The sequence below is a fragment of the Luteibacter sp. 22Crub2.1 genome (genome assembly GCF_900167995.1).
In the GTDB taxonomy this organism is placed as follows: Bacteria; Pseudomonadota; Gammaproteobacteria; order Xanthomonadales; family Rhodanobacteraceae; genus Luteibacter; species Luteibacter mycovicinus.
This window is the reverse complement of record NZ_FUYT01000015.1, coordinates 64,974-87,659: the sequence shown is the minus strand read 5'-3', so window position 1 is coordinate 87,659 and position 22,686 is coordinate 64,974. Positions and strand designations below refer to the sequence as shown.

Here is a 22,686-nt window from a genome sequence, read left to right as displayed (position 1 = left end):
TTAGCCCGCAGCCGCGGCGAGTCGTTCGAAGATCTTGTCGAGCTTTTCCTTCAGCGTGACCGCCGTGAAAGGCTTGACGACGTAGCCGTTAACACCGCTCTGCGCGGCGGCGATGATCTGATCGCGGTTGTTTTCCGCGGTCACCATCAGCACCGGCAACGACTTCAGACCGGCATCGGCGCGGATGGCGCGAAGCAGGTCGATGCCCGTCATGTTGGGCATGTTCCAGTCGGTGACGACAAGGTCGATCGGCTGCGAGCGCAGCAACGCGAGGGCCGCGTTACCGTCTTCGGCTTCCTGAATGAGCGTGTTGGTGAAACCCAACTCGACCAGGAGATTCCTGACGATGCGCCGCATGGTGGAAAAGTCGTCCACCACGAGGATCTTCATGTTCTTGTCCAAAACTGCTCTCCGCCACGTGCTTTTTCTTTACCGGCGACGGCACCGCGATGCCGTCACTGCTTGTCTTTCCAACCCGTCATGCGTGCACGCAGGCGAATCAGGGCCTGGCCATGGATCTGGCACACGCGCGACTCGCTCACACCCAGTACCACACCGATTTCTTTCAGGTTGAGCTCTTCATCGTAGTACAGCGACATCACCAGCTTCTCGCGTTCCGGCAGGCCGTCGATCGATTGCGCCAGCGCGTCGCGCAGGCCGTTCTTCTCGAAGTTGCCCTCCGGGCCCGAGGCGTCGGGGTCCGCGACGTCGATCGCCGCGCCTTCGTCGCCTTCCGGCGCCGTGAGGCTCAGCAACCGCGCGCTCGCCGCGTCGGCCAGAATCTGGTTGTACTCCATGGCGTCGATACCCAGCCGCTTCATCACTTCCGCGTCTTCGGCGTCGCCACCCGTTTCGTTCTCGATCTGCCTCGTTACTTCAGCCACCTCGCGCAACTTCCGGTGGACGGAGCGCGGGGTCCAGTCCGTCTTGCGCAGTTCGTCCAGCATGGCGCCACGAATGCGGATGCCCGCATAGGTCTCGAAGCTGGCCGCGCGAGTCGGCGAGTAATTTCTTGCGGCCTCGAGCAGTCCGATCATTCCGGCCTGCATGAGGTCATTCGCGTCCACGCTTGGCGGCAGGCGGCCCATCAGGTGATAGGCGATCCGGCGCACCAGGGGTGCATGCGTTTTAACCAGTTGATCCGCTGGAACTCTAGTGATTTCAAGGTATTCGCTAGCGACACTCACAGCGGCAGCCCTCCCCCCATGTGGTTCCGTTCGGCGAAAAAGCCGATGCGACCCTGCACCCGGGGTTCGGGTTCACCCCATGTATCGACCGACCGGGCCAGATTCTTGAATCCCACCGCCGAGCGGCTGCTCGGCCAGGCGTCGACCACGGCCGCCTGACGGCGGATGGCCTGACGCAGGTACTCGTCGTGCGGAACCATGCCCATGAAATCCAGGGACACGTCCAGGAAGCGGTTGGTCACGCGGGCCAGCTTCTCGAACAGCTGACGGCCTTCCTGCGCATGGCGGACCATGTTGGCGACGATGCGGAAGCGGTTCACGTCGAACTCGCGGCTCATCACCTTTATCAGCGCGTAGGCGTCGGTCAGCGAGGCCGGCTCGTCGCAGACCACGACCACCACTTCGTCGGAGGCTGCCGCGAACATCGACACGCTGTCGGAGATGCCGGCGGCGGTGTCGACGATCAGATATTCGGGGGCGACCGGGTATTCGTCGAAGGCGCGGATCACGGCGGCGTGCTCGATATTCGGCAGCTGCGCCATGCGGCGCGCGCCCGAGGTCGCCGGGATCACCTTCAGGCCGTGGTTGGCGTGGAGGATCAGGTCCTCGATGCGGCACTCGCCTTCGAGCATGTGGCCCAGATGGCGCGTGGGCTGCAGGCCCAGCAGCACGTCGATGTTCGCCATGGCCAGATCCGCGTCCAGCAGGACCACGTCACGGCCGCCCATCGCGAGCGCCATGCCGAGGTTGACCGCCACCGTGGTCTTGCCCACGCCGCCCTTGCCGCCCGCCACCGCGATGCTGCGCGTGGGACGACGGTCGGCGAGCCAGTTGAGCCCAGCAGCCTGGGTGGAATCGACGTGTGTGTTCATGAAGGAATTCACTGCCGTGAAGGGGTGTGCGGATGCGGATGCCGTGGTCACGTTACTTCAGTTCCCGGTGTCAGGCGATGGCTGGCGCGGTGGAGAAGCCGAAACGGTCGGCGAGAATCGCGTCGTCCGGTTCGTCGGTGCGCTGCTTGACAAGTTGAGCGGCCAGGCAGACGAGTTTGCGCGCATCCGCGGAGGCGATGTCTTCCGGCACGCGCTGACCATCCGTGGTGTAGTCGAGCGGCAGACCGTGACGGATGACGGCCGACAGGGCACCGCCGATCAGTGGGGCCTCGTCGAGCTTGGTCAGGATCGCGGTCTGCGGCGCCAGCGGCGCGTAGGCACGGATCGCGTTGTCGATGGCCTGCGCCTGCGCGTTCGCGGCAAGCACGAGGCAGACACGCACCTCGGTCATCGCGCGCAGGGTGTCGAACTGCTGCTGCAGCTTCGGATCGTTACCGGCCAGGCCGGCGGTATCGATCAGCACGGTGTGCTTGCCACGCAGCTGCAGCAGCACGTTGCGCAGGCTCTGTGCGTCATGGGCGTTGTAAACGCGCACGCCGAGCAGGCGGCCGTAATGTTCCAGCTGAGCGCCCGCGCCGATGCGGTACTGGTCGGCACTGATCAGCGCGACGTTCGAGGCGCCGTGGCGGAGCACCGCACGCGCCGCAAGCTTGGCGATGGTGGTGGTCTTGCCAACGCCCGTCGTCCCGACCAGAGCGGTGACGGCGCTACCGGCGGTATCGGCGTTGCGGCCGCTGGTACGGATGTTGCGCGAGAGGATGCCCAGCGGCAGGTAGCGGGCCTGCTCGGCGGTCATGCCCGGCGGCAGCTCGGCGCAGAGCGCGCGGGCCACGTCGCCGTCGATGCCCAGGCGGGTCATCTCGCGGAGCACGCGGGCGCGCAGCGGCTGGTCGCGGTCCATCTGATTCCAGGCGAGCGTGGACAGCTGCACTTCCAGCATCTCACGCAGGCTGTTGATCTCGGCACGCACGCCATTGACGGCGGCGTCGCTGTTCGCGGTGTGGTTCGGGGCGACCGTCGCGGCGCGCACCACATCGGCGACGCTGGCGGCGAGCGCGGCGCTCGACTGACGCTGCGGCGCATTCGGATTCACGACCTGCGGCGCGGCGGGCGCCGGAGCACCGCGCGTCACACGTTCGACAGCGGCGGCGGTCGCGGCCTTGGCCTGATCGATGCGGGCGGCGAAGTCGTTCTCGCGGCGCACGCGGATCGGGGCTTCCTCGCGCTCGCGCGGCGGAAGATCGACACCGAAGCCGGCTTCACGCACCAGCGCTTCGTCGTAATCCAGCGCCGCGATGATCTCGATGCCGTCGTCCAGCCGACGGGTCGACAGGATCACGGCATCCGGGCCCTGCTCGTCGCGCACCTGGCGCATGGCCTGGCGCATGTCGGGGGCTACGAAGCGTTTGATTTTCATGCGTTCGATCCTGTGTCCATGTTCATTCCCCACTTACCTGCCGAGCGCCGTCACCAGCTTGACGCGTCGGTTATCCGGAACTTCGTTGTAAGCGAGTACATGCAGGTTTTGGGCCACATGACGCGTGAAGCGCGAAAGCCATGGACGAAGCGCGGGAGAGACCAGCAATACCGCCGGTTCGCCGGCCGCTTCCTGACGCCGTGCGGCCTCGGCGACGTTCTGCTGAAGACGATCGGCCAGACCCGGCTCCACGGCCGCGCCAGTCGGACCGCCACCCTGCAGCGACTGCAGCAGGATCTGCTCGAGTTCCGGCGCCAAAGTAATGACGGGCACTTCCGAACCCAGGCCGGCGATCTCCTGCACGATCTGACGACCGAGCGTGACGCGTACGGCGGCGGCGAGCACGCCGGGATCCTGACTCTGACCCGCGTGCTCCGCCAGCGACTCGACGATGCCGCGGAAGTTGCGGATGGGCACGCGCTCGGCGAGCAGGTTCTGCAGCACCTTGACCACCGCACCCAGCGACAGCCGCTTGGGCACGAGATCTTCGACCAGCTTCGGCGTCTGCTGGGCCAGACGGTCGAGCAACTGCTGCACGTCCTGGTGGCCGATGAGTTCGTGGGCGTGGTTCTGCAGAATGTGCGACAGGTGCGTGGCGATGACGGTGGCCGGGTCGACCACGGTGTAGCCCAGCGTCTGCGCGTGCTCGCGCATCCCCGGCTCGATCCACACGGCATCGAGGCCGAAGGCGGGATCGCGCGTGGCGATGCCATTGATCGTCCCGTGCACTCGGCCCGGATCGATCGCCAGCATGCGCTCGGTATGGATTTCGGCCTCGCCCATCGGTACGCCCATCAGCGAAATGCGATAGCCGTGCGGTGCAAGATCGAGGTTGTCGCGAATGTGGACGGACGGGACGAGAAAGCCGAGCTCCTGCGACAGCTTGCGACGCACGGATTTGATCCGCGCCATGAGCTCGCCGCCCTGCGCCTTGTCCACCAGCGGAATCAGGCGATAGCCGACTTCCAGGCCGATGGTGTCGACCTGCGCCACGTCTTCCCACGAGAGTTCGAGACGCTCGGCCGGCGGCGCGGACTCCAGCGCCAGATCGGTACCCGGGGCGCCCGGCGCGCCGGTGGCGCCACCCTCGGCGACGAGGTTCTTGCGCTGCTGCAGCTTCCACGCGGCAAAGCCGGCGCCACCGGCCAGCAGAAGGAACGGAATGTTCGGCATCCCGGGGATCAGACCCATCGTGCCGAGCACGGCGGCGGCCACGCCCAGCGCCTTGGGCTGACCGAACAGCTGGCCCATCACGTGCTTGCCCATCTCCTGCGACTTGGACACGCGGGTGACGATGACCGCCGTGGCGATCGAGAGCATCAGGCCGGGGACCTGGGCGACGAGGCCGTCACCAATGGTCAGCAGCGTGTAGGTACGCGCGGCTTCGCCGGCCGACAGGCCATGCTGGAACATGCCGATGAAGAAGCCACCCAGCATGTTGATGGCGAGGATGAGCATGCCCGCCGTGGCATCGCCGCGGACGAACTTGGACGCACCGTCCATCGAGCCGTAGAAGTCGGCTTCCTCACGCACTTCCTGGCGGCGCTCGCGCGCCTGTTCCTGGGTCAGCAGACCGGCGTTGAGATCGGCGTCGATCGCCATCTGCTTGCCGGGCATGGCGTCGAGGGTGAAGCGGGCGGTCACTTCGGACACGCGAGTGGCGCCCTTGGTGACGACCACGAAGTTGATGATGGTGAGGATGGCGAAGACGACGAAACCGACGGCGAAGTTGCCGCCGATGACGAACTCGGCGAAGGCCTCGATGACCTTGCCCGCGGCGCCCGGGCCGTTATGACCGTGCAGCAGCACCACGCGGGTGGAAGCGATGTTCAGCGCCAGGCGCAGCAACGTGGCGAACAGCACCACCGTCGGGAACGAGGCCAGCTCCAGCGGGCGCATCACGTACATGGTGGCGAGCAGGATCACCAGCGACAACGCGATGTTGAAGGTGAACAGCAGGTCCAGCATGAAGGGCGGCAGCGGCAGCATCATCATGCCGAGCATGATCAGCATGGCGACCGGCGCCGCCACGCCTCGGCGGCCGATCTGCCGGAACGTACCCATCAGGTTGGTGGAAGCGGCCATTCGTCAGTTATCCATGCGGTAGGGGCCGAGCAGGTCCGGGTCGATCTCCTGCTTCGGTAGCTCCGGCGGGAGATCGCCCATGGCGATCGCCTGCTTCAGCCGGAACACGTAGGCCAGAATCTGGGCCACCGCGACATACAGCGCCGACGGGATTTCGCGTCCGATTTCCGTAGTTGCATACAAGGCTCGTGCCAACGGAGGCGCTTCCACCACAGGAATCTTCGCCCCACCCGCCACATCGCGGATCTGCTGGGCCAGGACGTCGACACCCTTGGCCACCACGCGGGGCGCTCCCATGCGGTTTTCGTCGTATTTCAGGGCCACGGCGAAGTGCGTCGGGTTGGTCACGATGACGTCCGCGGTGGGCACATCTTCCATCATCCGGCGGCGTGCCATCTGGTGCTGCATCTGCCGGACTTTTGACTTCAGCTCGGGACTGCCCTCGCTTTCCTTGTGCTCGTCCTTCACCTCCTGCTTGGTCATCTTCATCTTCTTGGTGAAGCTGTACTTCTGCCAGGGCGCGTCGACCAGGGCCACGGCGCCCAGCGCCACCGCGAAGATCAGCGAGGCGTGGCCGAAAATCCCGAAGGCTCGGGCGATGCCTTCGGCCACCGGACCCGTGCCGCCCATGTACATCTCGGTCGTGCTTTTTCGCAGGAACCAGACCAGCGTGCCGCCGATCAGGATGAGCTTGAGCACCGACTTGCCCAGCTCGACCAGGCCGTTGAGGGACACCAGCCGGCCGAAGCCCTTGATCGGGTCCAGACGGTCGAACTTCGGAATGAGCGCCTCGAAGGAAAAATTCAGGCCGCCCATGAGGGTCGGCGCGGCCACCGACGCAATCATCGTCGCGATGAACACGGGCGCCAGCATCCAGAAACCTTCCATCACGGCGGTCATCAGCGCGTGGTAGAGGCCATTGGCGGCGAACAGGTCATCGCGCCCGTAACGCAGGCCGACATGCATGATGTTGGCCGCGTGCATGGACATCTGGTCGCGCGAGGCGATCAGGGTGGCGACGCCCGCCAGCACCACCACGGCGGTCGACAAATCGCGCGAGCGCGGCAGATCGCCCTTCTCGCGGGCTTCGCGAAGGCGTTTGTCACTGGGTGATTCGGTTTTGTCCTCGTTGTCGGCGCCCTCGGCCATGGCCGGTTACCTCCCGATCAACTGGCGCATGGTGTCCCACGCGGCCGTCTGCAACGAGTCGAACGCACCGGGAAGGGCGCGCAGCGAGAGCCATACGGCGAGGACGCCGAGGCAGATCGTGATCGGAAAGCCGACCGCGAAGAGATTCATCGATGGCGCCGAGCGGCTGATGGCGCCGAAACCGAGGTTGACCACCAGCACCGCGGTCAGGGCCGGCAGGGCGACGCGCACGGCGCCGGAGAACAGATGCGACGCGAAGCTCAGGACGCCCCACAGGCCATCGGCGCCGATGCCACCGTCGCCCACGGGCATGCTGCGAAAGCTGTCGGCCAGCAGCGAAATGAGCTGGAGATGGCCGTTCATCACCAGGAACATCAGGGTGACGAGCATCGTGTAGAACTGGCTGATGACCGGCGTGGTGCCGCCGACACCCGGGTTCACCGTCTCGGCGAAACCCAGGCTCATGGCCTGTGAAAGGAACTGGCCGCCAAACGCCACGGCCTCGAAAACCAGCTTGAGGATGAAGCCCAGCGCCGCGCCGATCAGCACCTGCTGCGACATCACGGCCACGCCCGCGGCCGACAGCGGCCGGATATCCAGCGGCGCCAGCGGGGCCAGCACCATGGTCAGCAGCACGGTCAGACCGAGGCGGATACGCATCGGGATCATCGTCGAGCCAAGTACCGGCGCGACCAGCATGAGCCCGGAGATGCGGGCCAGCGCCCACATGGCGCCGCCGACCCACCCCTCGAGCTGGCCCAGGTCGATCGGCATCAGCGCACCGCCTGAGGCAGGCTCTCGATGAGCGTGCGGGTGAACTGCACCAGCGTACGCAGCATCCACGGGCCGGTGATGATCATCACCAGCGCCATGCAGATCAGCTTCGGGATGAAACTCAGGGTCTGCTCGTTGATCTGGGTCGCGGCCTGGATCATGCCCACCAGCAAGCCCACCGCCAGGGCGGTGAGCAACAGCGGGGCACCGATCAGCATGGCGACGTGCAGCGCCTGCTGGCCGAACGCGATGACCGATTCCGGCGTCACTGGAAGAAGCTCCCCGCCAGCGTGCCGAGCAGCAGTGTCCAGCCGTCGACCAGCACGAACAGCATGATCTTGAACGGCAGCGAGATGATCATCGGCGAGACCATCATCATGCCCATCGACATCAGGACGGAGGCCACGACGAGGTCGATGATCAGGAACGGGATGAACAGCAGGAAGCCCATCTGGAAGGCGGTTTTGAGCTCGCTGGTGACGAAGGCGGGCAGCGCCACGCGATACGGCACGGCGTCCTTGTCGGCGTACGGCTGCTCGCCGGCCAGCCTGGTGAACAGCTGCAGGTCGGGCTCACGCGTCTGCTCGAGCATGAAGTGACGGAACGGTGCGGCCGCCAGCGGCAGCGCGTCCTGCACGGTCATCTGACCGTCCATGTACGGCTTGATCCCGGCGTCATACGCCTTGTTGATCACCGGCGTCATCACGAACAGGGTGAGGAACAGCGACAGCCCCAGGATCACCTGGTTGGGTGGCGTGCTGTTGGTACCCAGCGCCTGGCGCAGGAAACCCAGGACGATGATGATCCGCGTAAACGAGGTCATCATCAGCAGGATCGCCGGCAGCGCGGTGAGCGCCGTCATCAGCGCCAGCATCTGGATCGACAGCGACCAGGTCTGGCCGCCATTGGCGCCCGGCTGCACGTTCAGCAGCTGAATGCCCGGCGGATCCGCCGCGAACGAAGCCAGCGGCAACATCAGCAGCACAAAAAACGCCACCCATGTGCAGCACCTCCTGTAGGAGCCCGCCCCGCGGGCGACGCGAGCCCCCCTCACGACCGCTTCCACTGAGCAAGCACGTCCCGAAACCCACGCATCGCAGGGGCCGCGGGCACGGAAGGATCGTCCGACACCGGCGTCTCCAGCACATGCAACGTACGCAGCCCGCCCGCAGGCGACGCACCCACCAGGATCTGCGTGCCGCCAACCTCCAGCAACATCACTTTTTCCTTGATGCCCACCGGCATCGATTCGATGACGCGGATCTTCCGGCCACCCGGACTCACCCGTGCCTGGGCACGACGAGCCATCCAGCCGACGAAGAAAATGAGCGCCACGACGCCGAGCAGGCTGATCAGGACGCGGACCAGTTCCGCGCCCGAATCGACCGCCGGAGCGGCGACCGGAGCCGCCATCAGGGCGCAGGGAAGGGAGCCACCGGCGAAGGCGGCGACAGTACGGCGCATGGGAATCACCGCAGCTTGCGGACGCGCTCGGCCGGGCTGATCACGTCGGTCAGCCGGATACCGAACTTCTCGTTGATGACCACGACTTCGCCGTGGGCGACCAGCGTACCGTTGACGAAGACGTCCAGCGGCTCACCGGCGGCGCGGTCGAGCTCGACGACGGAGCCCTGGTTGAGCTGCAGCAGGTTGCGGATGCTGATCCTGGTCCGGCCCACTTCCATGGCCATGGTGACCGGCACATCGAGAATGACGTCGAGGTTGACCTCGCTGCCGAGCCCCATGGTCCGGGCCAGGGCGGCATCGGTGCCTTCGATATTGTCGAGCGTGGATTCGTTCATGTCCGTTCCAGAGTGTCGTTACCGGGTTACGGGAGCTATGAAGCAATCCGCGTGCCACGCTGTCGAAACGCTGGAGACTGTAAATTTAGCGTGTTTTTTCAGTGCTTTGAACGACGCTTTCCGGTCACGTCTCGCGCCCGGAAAGTGACGCTCGGCGGAAACCTGACGCTCGACGGCAGTTAGTCACCGAGCCGGTCCATTGACGGCACTTCACGCCAGTACGGGCATCGGCTCCGTCGTGGTCACCGGCATCGCCCTGCCCTCGCCGCGCTTGCGCATCAGCGAATCGAACTGCACCGCCTTGTTGCCGCCGGAGTTGGCCATGCGGCCCCGGAAAATAGGCACGTCTTCGGCAAAGACCGTTGCCGTTTCGGGCAGGCTGATCGGGATGATGTCGCCCTTGCGCAGGTGCAGGAAGTCGCCGATGGTCAGGCGCGCTTCGGCCAGCATCGAGGTGATCTCCACTTCCGCATCGAGAATTTCCTCGTGCAGGTTCTGGATCCAGCGCTCATCGCGCTCGGCCCGGTCGCTCTGCACACCGGCATCGAGCAGTTCACGGATCGGCTCAACCATGGAATACGGCAGCGTGAGATGGACTTCACCGCCGCCGCCGTCGAGCTCGATATGGAAGCGCGACACCACCACCGTCTCGGTCGGGCTGACGATGTTGGCGAACTGCGGGTTGATCTCGGAATTGAGGAACTCGAACTGCATCTTGAGGACCGGCGCCCATGCTTCCGCCATGGCCGAAAAGGCCTCCGCCAGCACGATCTGGATCACGCGGTTCTCGGTCGGCGTGAAGTCGCGGCCCTCGATACGCGCGTGGTAGCGGCCGTCACCACCGAAGAAGTTGTCGATCACCGTGAACACCAGGCGCGGCTCGAACACCATCAGCGCGGTACCGCGCAGCGGCTTGATGCGAATGAGGTTGAGATTGCTCGGCACCGCCAGCGAGTGAACGTATTCGTTGAACTTGGTCATCTTCACGCCAAGCACCGACACTTCGCAGGACTTGCGCAGCACGTTGAACAGGTTGGCGCGGAAATACCGGGCGAAACGGTCGTTGACCATCTCCAGCGTAGGCAGACGCCCGCGCACGATACGGTCCTGCTGGGTGAAATCGTATTCGTGAACACCGCCCGGTGGCGGCAGCTCGACCTCGGTTTCGACGGCACCGCCTTCCACACCCGCGAGCAGGGCGTCGATTTCTTCCTGGGTGAGAATGTCGCTCATGGCTGCGGGTGTCCCGTCACTGCATGATGAAGCTGGTGAAATAGACCGCGTCCACCCCGGGGCGACCGATCTTTTCCTTCAGCACGCGCTGAATCTCGGCGAGCGCGGCGGCCTGCAGCTTCTGCTTGCCCTTGACGTCGGACAGGGACTTCACGTCCTGCGCGGAGAACAGCATCAGCAAGGCATTGCGGATCTCGGGATCGGCTTCCTTCGCCGCGGCGATCGCCTCCGGGTCGTGGGACATGACGTTCACACCGACCTGAAGGAAACGCAGCGCCGCCTCGTCCTGGAAATTGACCACGAAGGCCGGATCCAGCTGCAGATAAACCGCGGGTTTGGCCTTGGCCGCCGCGGCGGCATCGGCCGCACTCGTCTTGCCGTGGCCGCCCTTCATCAGAAACCAGCCGCCCGCACCGCCCGCCGCCAGCACGATGACCGCGCCGATGATCAGCAACTTGCCCTTGCCTTTCTTCTTTACGGGAGCGCCTTCGGGCGCGTCCATCTGTGCTGCGGCCATGCGTGAAAAACCTCTGTGATGCGAATGCGATGTCGTCGTTGCCCGATGGGCTCATGGGTATTGTTGCAAGCGACGTGCCATGTGCGTACATGTAGCGCGATGCGCATCCCGCCTCGCGTCGTGCCGTCGTCGCCCCGAATACGCGCTGTCGCCGCGACGATGAATTGACGCGCGCCAATTCGTCGTCACCCAATCGATCGTCAGGCCACTTCGTCGACGAGACCGCGGGATACGCGCGAGGTCGCCAGTGTGACCGTCGCGCCCTGTGCATCGTCCGCGCCACCCTGCCCCGCGCCGCCGTTGCCGGTATGCCCGTCATCCTGCCCGTTCTGGCGCTGACCCACGTCGGTCTGGCCGAGCGACAGGCCGTGATGCGCCAGCATCGTGTCGAGCTGCGAGAGCGTCTGCTGGACGGCATGCACCGCTGCCGGGTGCTGCGCCATGATCGCGACATTGACCTTGCCGCCGTCGACATTCACGCGGACGTCCATGCTGCCCAGCTCTTCGGGGTGCAACTTGATCCGCGCTTCCTTGACGTCACCACCGCCCATCCAGGCGATCTGCTCGCCCAGTTCCTGGGCGAACTGCGGCGAGGTGGCGGCCTGTGTGGCCTGTACCTGCAAGGCCGCGCCGTCCACCGGTGCCAGACCGGGCGTGTGGGTCAGCGGCATCGGGCTGGTCGTCGGATCGGAAGGCGACGCCGCGTCCTCCTTTCCCGTGCCCACGGTCACCGTGCGCGCGGCCAGAAGCGCAGCCAGCGGGGATCCGGCGGCCGTCGACGCGGTCGCATCGGCAAGGGCACCGGCGCCCTCGGTCGACGCCAGCATCGCACCCTTGCCGTCGCCACCGGTCACGGCGGCAGCGGCAGCGTTCGGCAGACCCATGGCCAACGCGCCAGCGCTGAGATCGCCCGTCTTCCCGGCGGCGCCCTTCAGGGCACCCAGCGTCTTCGACGCCAGTTCGGTCACCTTGGGCGGTACGCCGATCAGGGCGAGCATCGTGCTGGCAATGGACGTGTCGTTGTTGTCGGACGTGTCGTCCTTCTTCGCGTCATCCTGATTGGCGGTCTTATCCGCTTTCGTGCTCGTAACCTTGCCGTCATCGGCTTTGGCAGACGTCGTGCTCTTGTCGTCGCGATCGTCGGCGCTGTCGTCCTTCGCCTTGTGCGTGTCGGACGGTGCGTTGCCGCGGCTGCTGGCATGGGCGTCAGCCGCATGCGGCCTGACCGTGCCGCCGGCGCCGGCGTGCGCCTGGGCATGCGCGCTGTCGAGCACCGCGTCGAAGCGCTTCGACGGGGTCGTGTCGTCGTTCGCCCTGGCCGTCGCGTTCGACGCGGACGTGGGTGCCTGGCTGACCGGGCGGGCGAGGTTGAGGGCGACAGTAGCGTTATTCATGCGGTGCTTCCGGTGAGATCATGCCGAACCCCTCGGGTTACGGCGGTACTGCGAGCGCTCGTCGGCCTGTTCCTGCTCCCGACGATCCTGTGACTTACGTTCCTGGTCGCGATACCTGGTGGTCACCGACTCGAGCGCCTTGGCACGGCCGCGGGCCTCCGCCCACGACTGGCGCGCTCGTTCGAGCCCCTGCTCACGACGCTGGACTTCGCTCATCTGCTGCACGATGGCCATGTCGATCTTCTGCAGGAACTGCTGCCGGTTGAGCAACGCGCTGACGCCGATGCCATCGGGCATCGCCGCGTACTCGTTGCGATAGCGACGTAGCTCGGCCAGCTGCTGTTCGCTCTCGGCAAGCGTCCGCTGGTGCGTGGCGAGCGCACGCGTCGCGTCCTCCGCCTTCTCGGCGGCGATATCGACAACGGGTTGCAGGCGGTCGGCACGCGAGGCCATCAGTTAGTCCTCGCGACATCGACGAGGCCGGCTTCCGCATCGGCCAGATCCACCGGCACATCGGTTTCCTGCTGCAGGAAGGCCGAAAGACGCGGATACAAGGCAATCGCTTCGTCCGTACGCGGATCGCTGCCCTTCTGGTACGCCCCCACCGCGATGAGGTCGCGCTGCTGGCGATACGCCGAATACACCTGGCGGAAGCGCTGGGCGGAACGCATGTGATCCTTGCTGACGACCGCCGGCATGACGCGGCTGATCGACGCTTCGATGTCGATCGCCGGGTAATGACCGGCTTCCGCCATGTCGCGCGACAAGACGATATGACCGTCGAGAATGGCGCGCGCGGAGTCGGCGATCGGATCGTGGCGGTAATCGTCGCCTTCGGTGAGCACGGTGTAGAACGCCGTGATCGAGCCGCGACCTTCCGCGTCGTTGCCCGCGCGCTCCACCAGCGCCGGCAACATCGCGAATACGGACGGCGGATAACCTTTGGTGGCCGGCGGTTCGCCGATCGCGAGCGCGATCTCGCGCTGCGCCTGGGCATAACGGGTGAGCGAATCCATCAGCAGCAGCACGCGTTTGCCCTGGTCCCGAAAATGCTCCGCCACGGCGGTCGCGACCTGAGCGCCACGCAGGCGACTGAGCGGCGGCGCGTCCGCGGGGGCGGCGACGACCACCGCGCGACGGCGGCCTTCCTCGCCCAGCGTATGGTCGACAAATTCCTTTACTTCGCGGCCTCGTTCGCCGATCAGGCCGACCACGACGACGTCGGCGTCGGTGAAACGGGTCATCATGCCCATCAGCGTCGACTTGCCGACGCCGGAACCGGCGAACAGGCCGATACGCTGGCCGCGACCGACGGTCAACAACGAATTGATCGCACGCACGCCGACATCGAGCGGCGTATCGATCGGCTGGCGCAGCATCGGGTTGATCGGGTCGCGGCGCAGCGGTACCCGGTCGCGCGCCAGCAACGGACCCTGACCGTCGAGCGGGACGCCGTCGGGGCCGATGACACGGCCGAGCAGCGAATCACCGACGGGAATGCCCGACACGGCAGCCACCGGCGTGACGCGCGCATTGGGCAGCACACCGTGCATTTCACCGGTGGGCATCAGCAGAAGCCGGCCATCGGAAAAACCGACCACTTCCGTTTCGAGCTGTTTGCCGTTCGCCGAGGTCACCATGCAGCGGGCACCGACGGGCGCTTCGCAGCCGACGGCCTCGAGCGTAAGCCCGACGACGCGACGAAGCTTACCTTCGGCCTGCATCGGGGCAACGCCTTCGGCGCTCGCGCGCTGCGCCGCGAGCGATTGGCGCCAGTGCGCGACGCGTCCGGCGGTATGCGATTCGGCGTTCATGCCCGTTCGTCCAGCGCATCGGCTTCCGCCTCTTCGACACGGCCTTCCAGCACGCTGTCGATCACCGCGGCCAGTCGCGTCCGGAGGCGCGCGTCCACGCGCGAGTGCTCGCTCTCCAGGCGCACGTCACCGCGCTCGAGTGCGGCGTCGTCGACGATCGAACCCTCGTGATCGACCGACGACCGGTGCTCACGCACGATCGCCGCATCCGCCGGGTTGAGGTGAATCTTCAGCTGACGGCTGCCAGCCGGCAGCACGTCGACGGCCTGACGAACCACGTCGACGATCTTTTCGGGGCGCGTCGCGATCTCATATCCCAGCACGCGCTCGGCGATGACGGTGGCGAGCACGGCGAGATCACCGGCGACGTCGGCGTCGAGATCCGCGAACGGGCGCTCCACGGCGGCGAACAAGGCGTCGAGACGCGCGACCTGTGCATCCAGTTCGCGCTTCGCCATCGCACGACCTTCGCTCAGGCCGGCATGAAAACCCTCTTCGCGAGCCTGGCGCTCGATCGCTTCGATCTCGGCCACGGTCGGCCGGTGCGGACCATCGTCCTCCTGCTCGACGACCTCGCGCGGATCGGGACCACCCACGACGGGCAGCTCCCAGCGTTCGAACTGGTCGACGCGCTCGCGGGCGAGGATCGAGGTAAGGCTCATCAGACGAACTCTTCCCCGCCACCGGCGAGATTGATCTGGCCCGCGTCAGCCAGGCGGCGCGCGGTAGCCAGCACTTCCTTCTGTGCCGCATCCACCTCGGAGAGACGGACCGGACCCTTGACCTCGAGGTCGTCGCGCAGCATGTCGGCCGCACGCTTGGACATGTTGGCGAAGATCTTCTCGCGAATGGCCACCTCGGCACCCTTGAGGGCCGTGATGAGGCGCGCCGAAGGCACTTCGCGCAGCAGCGTCTGCATGCTGCGATCGTCGAGGTCGGCGAGGTCGTCGAAGACGAACATCAGTTCTTCGATGCGCTCACCCAGGCCCGAATCGATGCCGCGGATCGACGCCATGAGTTCGGCCTCACGCGAGGTTTCCATCGCGTTGAGGATATCCGCGGCCGCCTTGAGGCCACCGACGGTCGCCGACTTCAGTTTGTTGGAATTGCCGGAGAACTGGCGTTCCATGATTTCGTCGAGTTCGTTGAGCGCGTGCGGCTGCACACCGTCGAGTGTGGCGATACGCATCACCACGTCGCTGCGCGTACGGCCTGGCAGGTAGCCGATGACTTCGGCGGCCTGATCGGACTCGAGATGCGCCATCACCAGCGCGATGATCTGCGGATGTTCCTGCCCGATCATCTCGGCGATGGCACGGCTTTCCATCCACTTCAGCGATTCGAGACCCTTGCTGCTGCGACCGAGCAGGATGCGGTCGATGAGACCGCCGGCCTTGTTCTCACCCAGTGCGTTGACGAGGATGCGGCGGATGTATTCCTCGGTGCCCACGCCGATCGACGTATGCTGACCGACGTCTTCCTGAAGCTTGGTGAGCACCAGCTCGACCTGCTCCTTGCTGACGTTCTTCAGCGCGGCCATCGCCGAGCCCACGGCCTGCACGTCGCGTGCGCCGAGGTGTTTGAGGATGGACGCGGCGTCTTCTTCACCCAGGGTGAGAAGCAGGATCGCCGCCTTTTGTGCGCCCGTCAGGGCTTCTTTCGACTCAGCTGCCATCGTCGGATACCCAGCTCTTCACGACCTGCGCGATCTGCTTCGGATTTTCGGCGGCCATACGCTTGGCAAGACCCACCTTCTGTTCGTAAGCCAGCAGCGCGGGCGAGCCCAGCTGCGGCGAGGACGTGCTGACGCGATCCGGCGACATGTCGTCGTCATCCACCATGACCGACACCGAAGGCATCGGACCGGCGAGCGCGACGTTGTTCATGGCGATCGGCGCGGGCTTCAGCAGCCCCTTGAGAATCGGGCGCAGGACGAAGAAGCCGACGATCAGCGCGATCATCACGCCCAGCCCCTGCTTGATCAGGTCGAGCATGCCGGGACGCTCGTAGAACGGCATGCCCTGCGGCTCTTCCTCGGCGACGGCGGCACGGAACGGCTCGTTGATGACGCTGACGCTGTCACCCCGGTCCGCGCTGAAGCCCACCGCGTTCTTGGTCAGTTCGGTCAGGCGGGTCAGCTCTTCCGGCGTGAACGACACGCTCTTCATCTTTCCGTCTTTGTCCGGCACCTGCTTGTTGTCCACGACCACGGCCACCGACAGACGCGCCACCTTGCCGGCGGGGTCCGTGACATGGCTGACGGTGCGGTCGAGTTCGTAATTGCGCGTCGCGTTCTGCGACTGCTGCGTCGGCGTGGCGGCGGTCTGCGTGCTGGCGTTCTGGCCGGCGGCGGGCTTGCCGTTACCGGCGGCCGGGTTGGCCGCCGTCGGGTTACCACCGGTGTTCGGCGGCTGGTTGCTCAGCGCACCGGGCACACCGGCGTTGCCGTTCGGCTCGGTACGCGTGTCGCTGCTGGTCTGTTCGCTGCGCAGCGCCGGGTTCTCGTGGTTGAACACCTCGCTGGCCTTCTCCGTCTGCGAGAAGTCCAGGTCGGCGAAGACCTGGGCACGCACCTTACCCGCACCGACGAGCGGCGTGAGCAGGTCTTCGACGCGCTGCGTGTAGGTGGCTTCGATGCGATTGGACAGGCGAAGGCGGCTGTCGCCGATCGCGGAGGCGCTGTCCGGGTCGCTGACGGTGAGCAGGTTGCCGGTCTGATCGATCACCGACACCTGGCGCGTATCGAGGTCCGGCACGCTGGCAGCCACGAGATGAACGATGGCGGCCACCTGGCCCTGATCCAGCTGGCGACCGGGATAAAGCGACACGACCACCGACGCCGAAGCCGGCTTGTTGTCGCGCACGAAGGCGGAGGGCTTCGGCAGCGCGAGGTGCACGCGCGCGCCACGTACCGACTGCAGGCCCGCGATGGTGTTGGAGAGATCCGTTTCGAGCAGCGACTGGTAGCGCGAGCGCTCAGCCATATCGCTCATGCCGAACGGCGAATCGGCCTGCGGCAGCGCGGCGGCGGCACTGCCCTGCGGAAGACCCTGGCCCGCCAGCTTGAGGCGCACGCCGGCGACGTCGGCGGCCGGGACGAAGATGGAACTGCCGTCCGTGCTGAGCGTGTAAGGGGTATTGCCGGCCTGCAGCGCCTGCGTGACCGCGGCGGCGTCCTTCTGCTCGAGGCCGCCGTAAAGCAGACCGTAGTTCGGTGCGCGCGACCACATGACCGCGGCGATACCGATCGCCACCGCACCCGCGATACCGGCAAGCATGAAGAGCTGACGGGCGGCCGGCGTCTGCGACAGGGACTTCAAAGAGTCCATGCGCGAGGCCGTGCTGCTATCCGTGGTGGCGACGCCGTTATCTGCCATGGGGAAACTCGAATCCTGTGAGGTTGCTCATGCCGGATCGGATCAACGCGATCAGATCGACATGTTCATGATTTCTTTGTACGCATCGACCATCTTGTTGCGCACTTCGGTCATGGCACGGAAGGAGAGATCCGCCTTCTGGCCCTGAATCATCACTTGCGCCAGATCGATACCCGGGTCCCCGCGCTCGAATGCCGACGCCATCTGCGATGCCTTGGCCTGCGACTGCGCGACACCGTCGATCGACTGTTTGAGCACGTCACCGAAGGAACCTTTCGCCGCCTGCCCCGTTTCGCCGACACCCCGGATCGCGGGCATCTCGGTCTGCGCGCTGATGCGGCGCATCTGGAGCAGCAGGCTGTTCACATCGATCGTGGTCATGACGGTTTTCCAACGCGTTATCGGCTTACCGACACCCGATGCACGAGGTGTGCCAAACCGACGCGACTCAACCGGCCTGCACGGTTTCCGACAGGCCGTACTTGCGCAGCTTCTCGACCAGCGTGGTGCGCTGGACGCGCAGCAGCTTGGCCGCATGGGCAACGACACCGTTGGCCGAGTTCAGCGCCTGACGGATCAGACCGATCTCGATACCCGCCAGGTGGTCCTTCAGGTCGAGGCCACCGAGCGGCAGCACCGCCGGATCGCTGTCGCCGGAGAAACCGAAGGTCTCGACCACCGGCTCCGGCTCGGCTTCCATCATCGCGATGAGTGCCGCACCCGATACTTCCTCGATCGGCAGTGCGCCCCGGTACTTTTCCGGCAGGTCGGCCGCGCGGACCTCGCCCTGCGGCATGAGGATGGCCATACGCTCGACCAGGTTGGACAGCTCACGCACGTTGCCCGGCCACGGGTGACGGCACAGGGCGGTCATGGCGCTCGGCGCGAAGCGCACCGAGGTCAGACCACGCTGCAGCAGGCGCTGGTTGAACTCGGCGATCAGGGCCGGCAGGTCTTCGAGGCGCTGGCGCAGGGCCGGCATTTCCAGCGGGAACACGCTCAGGCGATAGAACAGGTCCTCCCGGAAACCGCCGCGCTCGATGGCACCTTCGAGGTCGCGATGGGTCGCGGCGATGATGCGCACGTCGCAGCGCTGCGGGCGGTTACCGCCGACGCGCTCGAAAACGCGCTCCTGCAGGACGCGCAACAGCTTCACCTGCATCGGCAGGCTCATGTCGCCGATTTCATCGAGGAACAGCGTGCCGCCCTCGGCCATTTCGAAACGACCCTTGCGGGTGCTGATCGCGCCGGTGAACGCGCCCTTCTCGTGACCGAACAGTTCGCTTTCGAGCAGTTCCGCCGGAATGGCGCCGCAGTTGATCGCGACGAACGGCTTGTCGCGACGCGGCGAGCAGTCGTGAATGGTGCGGGCGACCAGCTCTTTACCGCTGCCGGACTCACCCAGCACGAGGACGCTCGAATCGAACGGCGCCACCTGGCGGATCAGCGCGTTGACGCGCTGCATCGGACCGGACTGGCCGACGAAGCGCAGGTGGTTCTGGACCGGCTGCATGCGCGACTGCAGGGTGCGCAGGGCTTCAGACAGACGCTCGTAGCGGAGCGGCATGTCGATCAGCTCGACGTTGAGGCTCTGCGCGTCGTCGCCGGCGATCAGCGCGCTGGCGACCGGGGAATCGGCCGAGACCAGGAGCGGCAGGTTGCGGCCGTGGCGACCCAGGGCAGCCAGATAGCCTTCGAGTTCGGCTTCGTCTTCCACCGTACCGACATAAGCGGCGCGCCAGCCTTCGGCGGCGTCCGCAGCCTGCATGCGGTGAGCGAGCACGGGACGGTAACCCAGGAAAGCCAGCGCGGAAGCGACGGTTTCAGCGCGCGATGCGTCGGATTCGACGACGAGAAAGTTGGAAGACTTCATCCTGAGATACCTCACGTTGCGTGTGATCGAAGGCCCGTGAGCGGGTTCGCGATGGAATCCCGTCGCCTTCGTTGCAAGGTATCAATCAAGGAGCGTGCCAACGCCGGAATTCTGGCGCCACAAGGCCGAGATTCACGTAAGTACGGGGCTTTCGAAGGTGTGAGGAAAACCTTTTCGGCAAGTGATGACGACGTGAGGGCGCCCCTTGGTGTCAGCCCTGACAACACGCGTCACGAATGTGACGCAGGACGCCACGCGACGTTCCTACGTCACGTGACGTAAAAGGTCACTTCACTCTCCCCATCCGTCCTGAGGCCGTGCGTGGGCTCGTGCTTCGGCCACCTGGCGGCGGTGCTGGCGGAACACCAGTCGCTCGATACCGTCGCGGACGGACTCCGTCAGGCCCTCGAAGGCGATGAAGCCCTTGCCGTCCGTGGGACCGGCGAGGCGAACGCCCGGCAGCTCCAGCGGGAGGGCCCGGCACACGTCGAAATGCAGCTTCAGCATGACCGGGGTGCCCACGGCGGGCAGGCCGTCCCATGGCAAGGCGGCGCCCGCGGCGTTCACGCGGACCGGAATGCGGGGAGGCAGGACGGACTGGGGCAGGAGGAGCCGGTTGACGATCTCCATCAGGACGTTGAGCTTGGCGTCCAGACGGGCCACTTCCTGGGTCAGGGGGCTGTCGTCCTCGCCAGTGTCGCTGCGCCGGTCCATGAGGGCGGACACGGCGACCAGGACATTGGTGTTGCGGTCGTTGATCAAGGCCAGCGCGGCCGGATCGGGACGCTCGGTGATCTCACAGGTGGCGTGAAACCGGGAATCCCAGGCTACGCGATCGGAGAATGCCTTCCACGCTTCGTCAGTCATCCGTCCGTCCCCGCCAAAGGATGTGTCGATCAGAACGAATTATACGCGGCGACGGCGCGGCGAACCCGACGGGACGTGTCCCACTGCGCCGCGGTCTCGTCGCGAGCCGCCGAGACGAGGTCCTTGATCAGGCCATCCAGCAACATGATGGACTTCAGCGACTCGAGCGTTTCGGGGGCCGGACGCATGCTCCCCTGCCGCAGGACAGGCTCGCGCTGGGCTTCGAGTTCGGTGAGCTCATCCCAGCGACCTTCGCTGGCGGCCGCATGCATGGACTCGGTCAGGTCGAGGACGCGCGGGAGGTCGCACCAGAGGGTGTCGTTCATGCGCCTGCTCCGGCGAGCTGACGAGCCTCGACCGGGATGGCCACCCAGCTGTCGCGGATCTGCCCGAGCAGGCGCGCGACTTCTTCGAGGGCTTCGGCGTCGTTATGCAGATTGGCGTGTACGAGACGGCGGCTCATATAGTCGTACAGGGCGTCCAGCTGGGAAACCAGCGGCGTGGCCACGTCGTGATTGAGGCCCGACTGGAGACCGCCGACGATTTCGATCGTCTTCGAGATGGCCTCGCCCTTGCCCGCGACGTTGCCCGTAGCCATGCACGCCAGCGCCAGGCGAATGCGTTCCAGACCGCCATCCATGAGCATGGTGATGAGACCGTGCGAGTCGGCCTGCTCGAGGCCGCCACCGGTGCGGACCTGCTGGTAGGCGCCAGCGCCGCGGGAGTATCCAAGTGCCATGTGGGTTTCCTGTCCTGCGATCAGGACGATTTGGTCAGCGCGTCGAACTGCTGCGTGAGGTAGCTGCTGGTGCTGCTGAGTTTGGTCATCATGGTGTCGAGCGCCGTGTACTGCGTGGTCAGGCGCTTCGTGTAGTCGGTCATGGTCGAGTCCCAGGCGGTCTGCTGATCGGCCAGGTCCTTGAGCTTGGCATTCAGATTGGTGGTGCGCTGGGTCAGGATGCCGCTGGACGAGGTCCAGCCGGTGACCAGCTTGTCGAGTTTCGGCGCGATACCGTTGGTGCCGCTCAGCAGGTCCTTCACGCCACTCGGGTTCGAGCTCAGCGCGGAGCTCAGCTTCGTGGTGTCGAACTTCAGCGTGCCGTCGACCTGGAAAGACACACCCAGGTCGCTGAGCGAGCGCGGGCTGGCGGTGGCGCCAGTCAGTTGCGAACCCAGCAGCTGGGAGACCTGACTCTTGATCGAATTGACCGTGGCATCGCCGATCAGGGCGCCGACCTGCTGGTTGGTCGCGTCGTACTTGGTCAGCGTGCTGTAGGTCGAAACGAAGGAGTTATAGGCGGTGACCAGCGACTGCATCGCCGTGCTGACCGAGCTGGTGTCGTTGCTGATGGTGATGCTGCTCGAGCCGGTCTTGGCAAGCGACAGTGTCACGCCGTCGATCGCCGTCGAGGTCGTATTGGTGGGGCTGCTGGCCGCCGTGCCGTCGACCGTGAACAAGGCGTCCTGCGCCTTGATGGTCGGGGTATCCGTCGCGGGATCGAAATCCAGCTGCGCCAGGCCGCCGTCGCCGCCACTGGAGGTGACCGTGAACGCGTTGGCCGCACCGGTGGTCTGCGAGGTCAGCACCAGATGCGCGCCGTCGGTACCGGTGACGATGCTGGCGGTGACGCCGGGATTGGACTTGGAGTTGTTGATCGCGTCGCGCACGTCCTGCAGCGTGTTCGCCGGCGAGGCGATATCGACGCTCATGGACTTGTCACCCACCGCGATGCTCAGGGTGCCCGTGCCGACCTCGGTCGTCCTGGCGCTGGCGAACGCGCCCGACGTGGTCTTCTGCGAGGTAGCGAGCTGGGTAACGGCGATGTTGTAGACGTTGGCCTTGGCCGTGGAATCCGTCGTCGCCGAGAGGACGGTGGAGTCGCCGATCGAGGTCTTCAGCGTGGAGAACGCGGTACCGTCGGTCAGGGACTTGATGGCGGCCTGCAAGCTCGTCAGGGACGAGGTGAAATTGCCGATCGCCGAAATCTGGGTGCTGGTGCTGGTCTGAGCCGTCGAGATCTGACTGTCCTTCGCCGCACGCTTGTTGTTCACAAGGTTCGTAACGATGGACGCGACGTCGATGGAGCTGGATCCGAGCGTAACGGTGCTGCTACTGGTGGCCATGAGACTCTCCGTGAAGACGCCTCACTGCCCGGGGCGCCAATTTGTCGACGGCTGACCCCCAGTGGGAGCCAGCCGTGGACAACTAAGCAATTACCCTGCCAACCCGGGGATGCCCCGGGA

25 protein-coding genes are annotated in these 22,686 nt (G+C 65.7%); all 25 read right to left on the bottom strand.

The features are described from left to right. Entirely contained in the window at positions 1–402 is a 402-nt protein-coding gene (cheY, locus tag B5X73_RS16165) for a chemotaxis response regulator CheY (RefSeq protein WP_036111237.1), read from the bottom strand. A 53-nt stretch (positions 403–455) separates the two neighbouring features. After that, positions 456–1,187, bottom strand: a complete 732-nt coding sequence (locus B5X73_RS16160; protein ID WP_036111235.1) for an RNA polymerase sigma factor FliA — start codon at positions 1,185–1,187, stop codon at positions 456–458. Then, on the bottom strand, positions 1,184–2,059 hold the full coding sequence (locus B5X73_RS16155) for a MinD/ParA family ATP-binding protein (protein ID WP_036111233.1): 876 nt from the start codon (positions 2,057–2,059) through the stop codon (positions 1,184–1,186). The genes B5X73_RS16160 and B5X73_RS16155 overlap by 4 nt, the downstream gene beginning before the upstream one ends. 70 nt (positions 2,060–2,129) lie before the next feature. Next, the gene (flhF, locus tag B5X73_RS16150) at positions 2,130–3,497 is read right to left on the bottom strand and encodes a flagellar biosynthesis GTPase FlhF (protein WP_079522545.1); all 1,368 of its coding nucleotides are present in this window, start codon (positions 3,495–3,497) and stop codon (positions 2,130–2,132) included. Positions 3,498–3,530: 33 nt separating this feature from the next. After that, positions 3,531–5,642 carry a flagellar biosynthesis protein FlhA gene (flhA, locus tag B5X73_RS16145; RefSeq protein WP_079522544.1) on the bottom strand — a complete coding sequence of 704 codons (2,112 nt, stop codon included), beginning with the start codon at positions 5,640–5,642 and terminating at the stop codon, positions 3,531–3,533. 3 nt (positions 5,643–5,645) lie between these two features. Then, the gene (gene flhB / locus B5X73_RS16140; protein ID WP_079522543.1) at positions 5,646–6,791 is read right to left on the bottom strand and encodes a flagellar biosynthesis protein FlhB; all 1,146 of its coding nucleotides are present in this window, start codon (positions 6,789–6,791) and stop codon (positions 5,646–5,648) included. 6 nt (positions 6,792–6,797) lie between these two features. Beyond that, on the bottom strand, positions 6,798–7,565 hold the full coding sequence (fliR, locus tag B5X73_RS16135; protein WP_079522542.1) for a flagellar biosynthetic protein FliR: 768 nt from the start codon (positions 7,563–7,565) through the stop codon (positions 6,798–6,800). After that, on the bottom strand, positions 7,565–7,834 hold the full coding sequence (fliQ, locus tag B5X73_RS16130) for a flagellar biosynthesis protein FliQ (protein ID WP_036111221.1): 270 nt from the start codon (positions 7,832–7,834) through the stop codon (positions 7,565–7,567). Before fliQ ends, fliR begins: the two co-directional genes overlap by 1 nt. Next, positions 7,831–8,541 carry a flagellar type III secretion system pore protein FliP gene (fliP, locus tag B5X73_RS16125; RefSeq protein WP_079522581.1) on the bottom strand — a complete coding sequence of 237 codons (711 nt, stop codon included), beginning with the start codon at positions 8,539–8,541 and terminating at the stop codon, positions 7,831–7,833. Before fliP ends, fliQ begins: the two co-directional genes overlap by 4 nt. 74 nt (positions 8,542–8,615) lie before the next feature. After that, complete coding sequence (gene fliO / locus B5X73_RS16120) at positions 8,616–9,029, bottom strand: flagellar biosynthetic protein FliO (protein ID WP_239709101.1); 414 nt, start codon at positions 9,027–9,029, stop codon at positions 8,616–8,618. 5 nt (positions 9,030–9,034) lie between these two features. Then, a complete protein-coding gene (fliN, locus tag B5X73_RS16115) occupies positions 9,035–9,367 on the bottom strand; it encodes a flagellar motor switch protein FliN (RefSeq protein WP_051943380.1) in 333 nt (110 codons plus the stop codon). Positions 9,368–9,577: 210 nt separating this feature from the next. Next, a complete protein-coding gene (gene fliM / locus B5X73_RS16110) occupies positions 9,578–10,600 on the bottom strand; it encodes a flagellar motor switch protein FliM (protein ID WP_079522541.1) in 1,023 nt (340 codons plus the stop codon). 16 nt (positions 10,601–10,616) lie between these two features. Next, positions 10,617–11,117, bottom strand: a complete 501-nt coding sequence (locus B5X73_RS16105; protein ID WP_079522540.1) for a flagellar basal body-associated FliL family protein — start codon at positions 11,115–11,117, stop codon at positions 10,617–10,619. A 200-nt stretch (positions 11,118–11,317) separates the two neighbouring features. Then, the gene (locus B5X73_RS16100; protein WP_079522539.1) at positions 11,318–12,511 is read right to left on the bottom strand and encodes a flagellar hook-length control protein FliK; all 1,194 of its coding nucleotides are present in this window, start codon (positions 12,509–12,511) and stop codon (positions 11,318–11,320) included. Positions 12,512–12,529: 18 nt separating this feature from the next. Further along, positions 12,530–12,964 (bottom strand): flagellar export protein FliJ, encoded by a 435-nt coding sequence (fliJ, locus tag B5X73_RS16095; protein WP_036111212.1) that lies wholly within the window; start codon positions 12,962–12,964, stop codon positions 12,530–12,532. After that, positions 12,964–14,325: a flagellar protein export ATPase FliI gene (gene fliI / locus B5X73_RS16090; protein ID WP_079522538.1), complete on the bottom strand. Its 1,362-nt coding sequence runs from the start codon at positions 14,323–14,325 to the stop codon at positions 12,964–12,966. Before fliI ends, fliJ begins: the two co-directional genes overlap by 1 nt. Then, a complete protein-coding gene (locus B5X73_RS16085; RefSeq protein ID WP_079522537.1) occupies positions 14,322–14,987 on the bottom strand; it encodes a FliH/SctL family protein in 666 nt (221 codons plus the stop codon). The genes fliI and B5X73_RS16085 overlap by 4 nt, the downstream gene beginning before the upstream one ends. Further along, entirely contained in the window at positions 14,987–15,976 is a 990-nt protein-coding gene (gene fliG, locus B5X73_RS16080; RefSeq protein WP_239709175.1) for a flagellar motor switch protein FliG, read from the bottom strand. The genes B5X73_RS16085 and fliG overlap by 1 nt, the downstream gene beginning before the upstream one ends. A gap of 13 nt (positions 15,977–15,989) precedes the next feature. Beyond that, positions 15,990–17,702, bottom strand: coding sequence for a flagellar basal-body MS-ring/collar protein FliF (gene fliF / locus B5X73_RS16075; protein WP_036111204.1), 1,713 nt, complete (start codon positions 17,700–17,702; stop codon positions 15,990–15,992). 51 nt (positions 17,703–17,753) lie between these two features. Beyond that, the gene (fliE, locus tag B5X73_RS16070; RefSeq protein ID WP_036111201.1) at positions 17,754–18,083 is read right to left on the bottom strand and encodes a flagellar hook-basal body complex protein FliE; all 330 of its coding nucleotides are present in this window, start codon (positions 18,081–18,083) and stop codon (positions 17,754–17,756) included. Between the two features lie 67 nt (positions 18,084–18,150). Continuing rightward, positions 18,151–19,575 carry a sigma-54 dependent transcriptional regulator gene (locus tag B5X73_RS16065; protein WP_079522536.1) on the bottom strand — a complete coding sequence of 475 codons (1,425 nt, stop codon included), beginning with the start codon at positions 19,573–19,575 and terminating at the stop codon, positions 18,151–18,153. Positions 19,576–19,866: 291 nt separating this feature from the next. Beyond that, the gene (locus B5X73_RS16060) at positions 19,867–20,442 is read right to left on the bottom strand and encodes a PilZ domain-containing protein (RefSeq protein WP_079522535.1); all 576 of its coding nucleotides are present in this window, start codon (positions 20,440–20,442) and stop codon (positions 19,867–19,869) included. 29 nt (positions 20,443–20,471) lie between these two features. Next, positions 20,472–20,768 (bottom strand): flagellar protein FliT, encoded by a 297-nt coding sequence (locus tag B5X73_RS16055; RefSeq protein WP_051943373.1) that lies wholly within the window; start codon positions 20,766–20,768, stop codon positions 20,472–20,474. Further along, positions 20,765–21,181 carry a flagellar export chaperone FliS gene (gene fliS / locus B5X73_RS16050; RefSeq protein WP_036111193.1) on the bottom strand — a complete coding sequence of 139 codons (417 nt, stop codon included), beginning with the start codon at positions 21,179–21,181 and terminating at the stop codon, positions 20,765–20,767. Before fliS ends, B5X73_RS16055 begins: the two co-directional genes overlap by 4 nt. Before the next feature lie 20 nt (positions 21,182–21,201). Further along, the gene (gene fliD / locus B5X73_RS16045) at positions 21,202–22,566 is read right to left on the bottom strand and encodes a flagellar filament capping protein FliD (RefSeq protein ID WP_079522534.1); all 1,365 of its coding nucleotides are present in this window, start codon (positions 22,564–22,566) and stop codon (positions 21,202–21,204) included. Positions 22,567–22,686 lie beyond the last annotated feature (120 nt).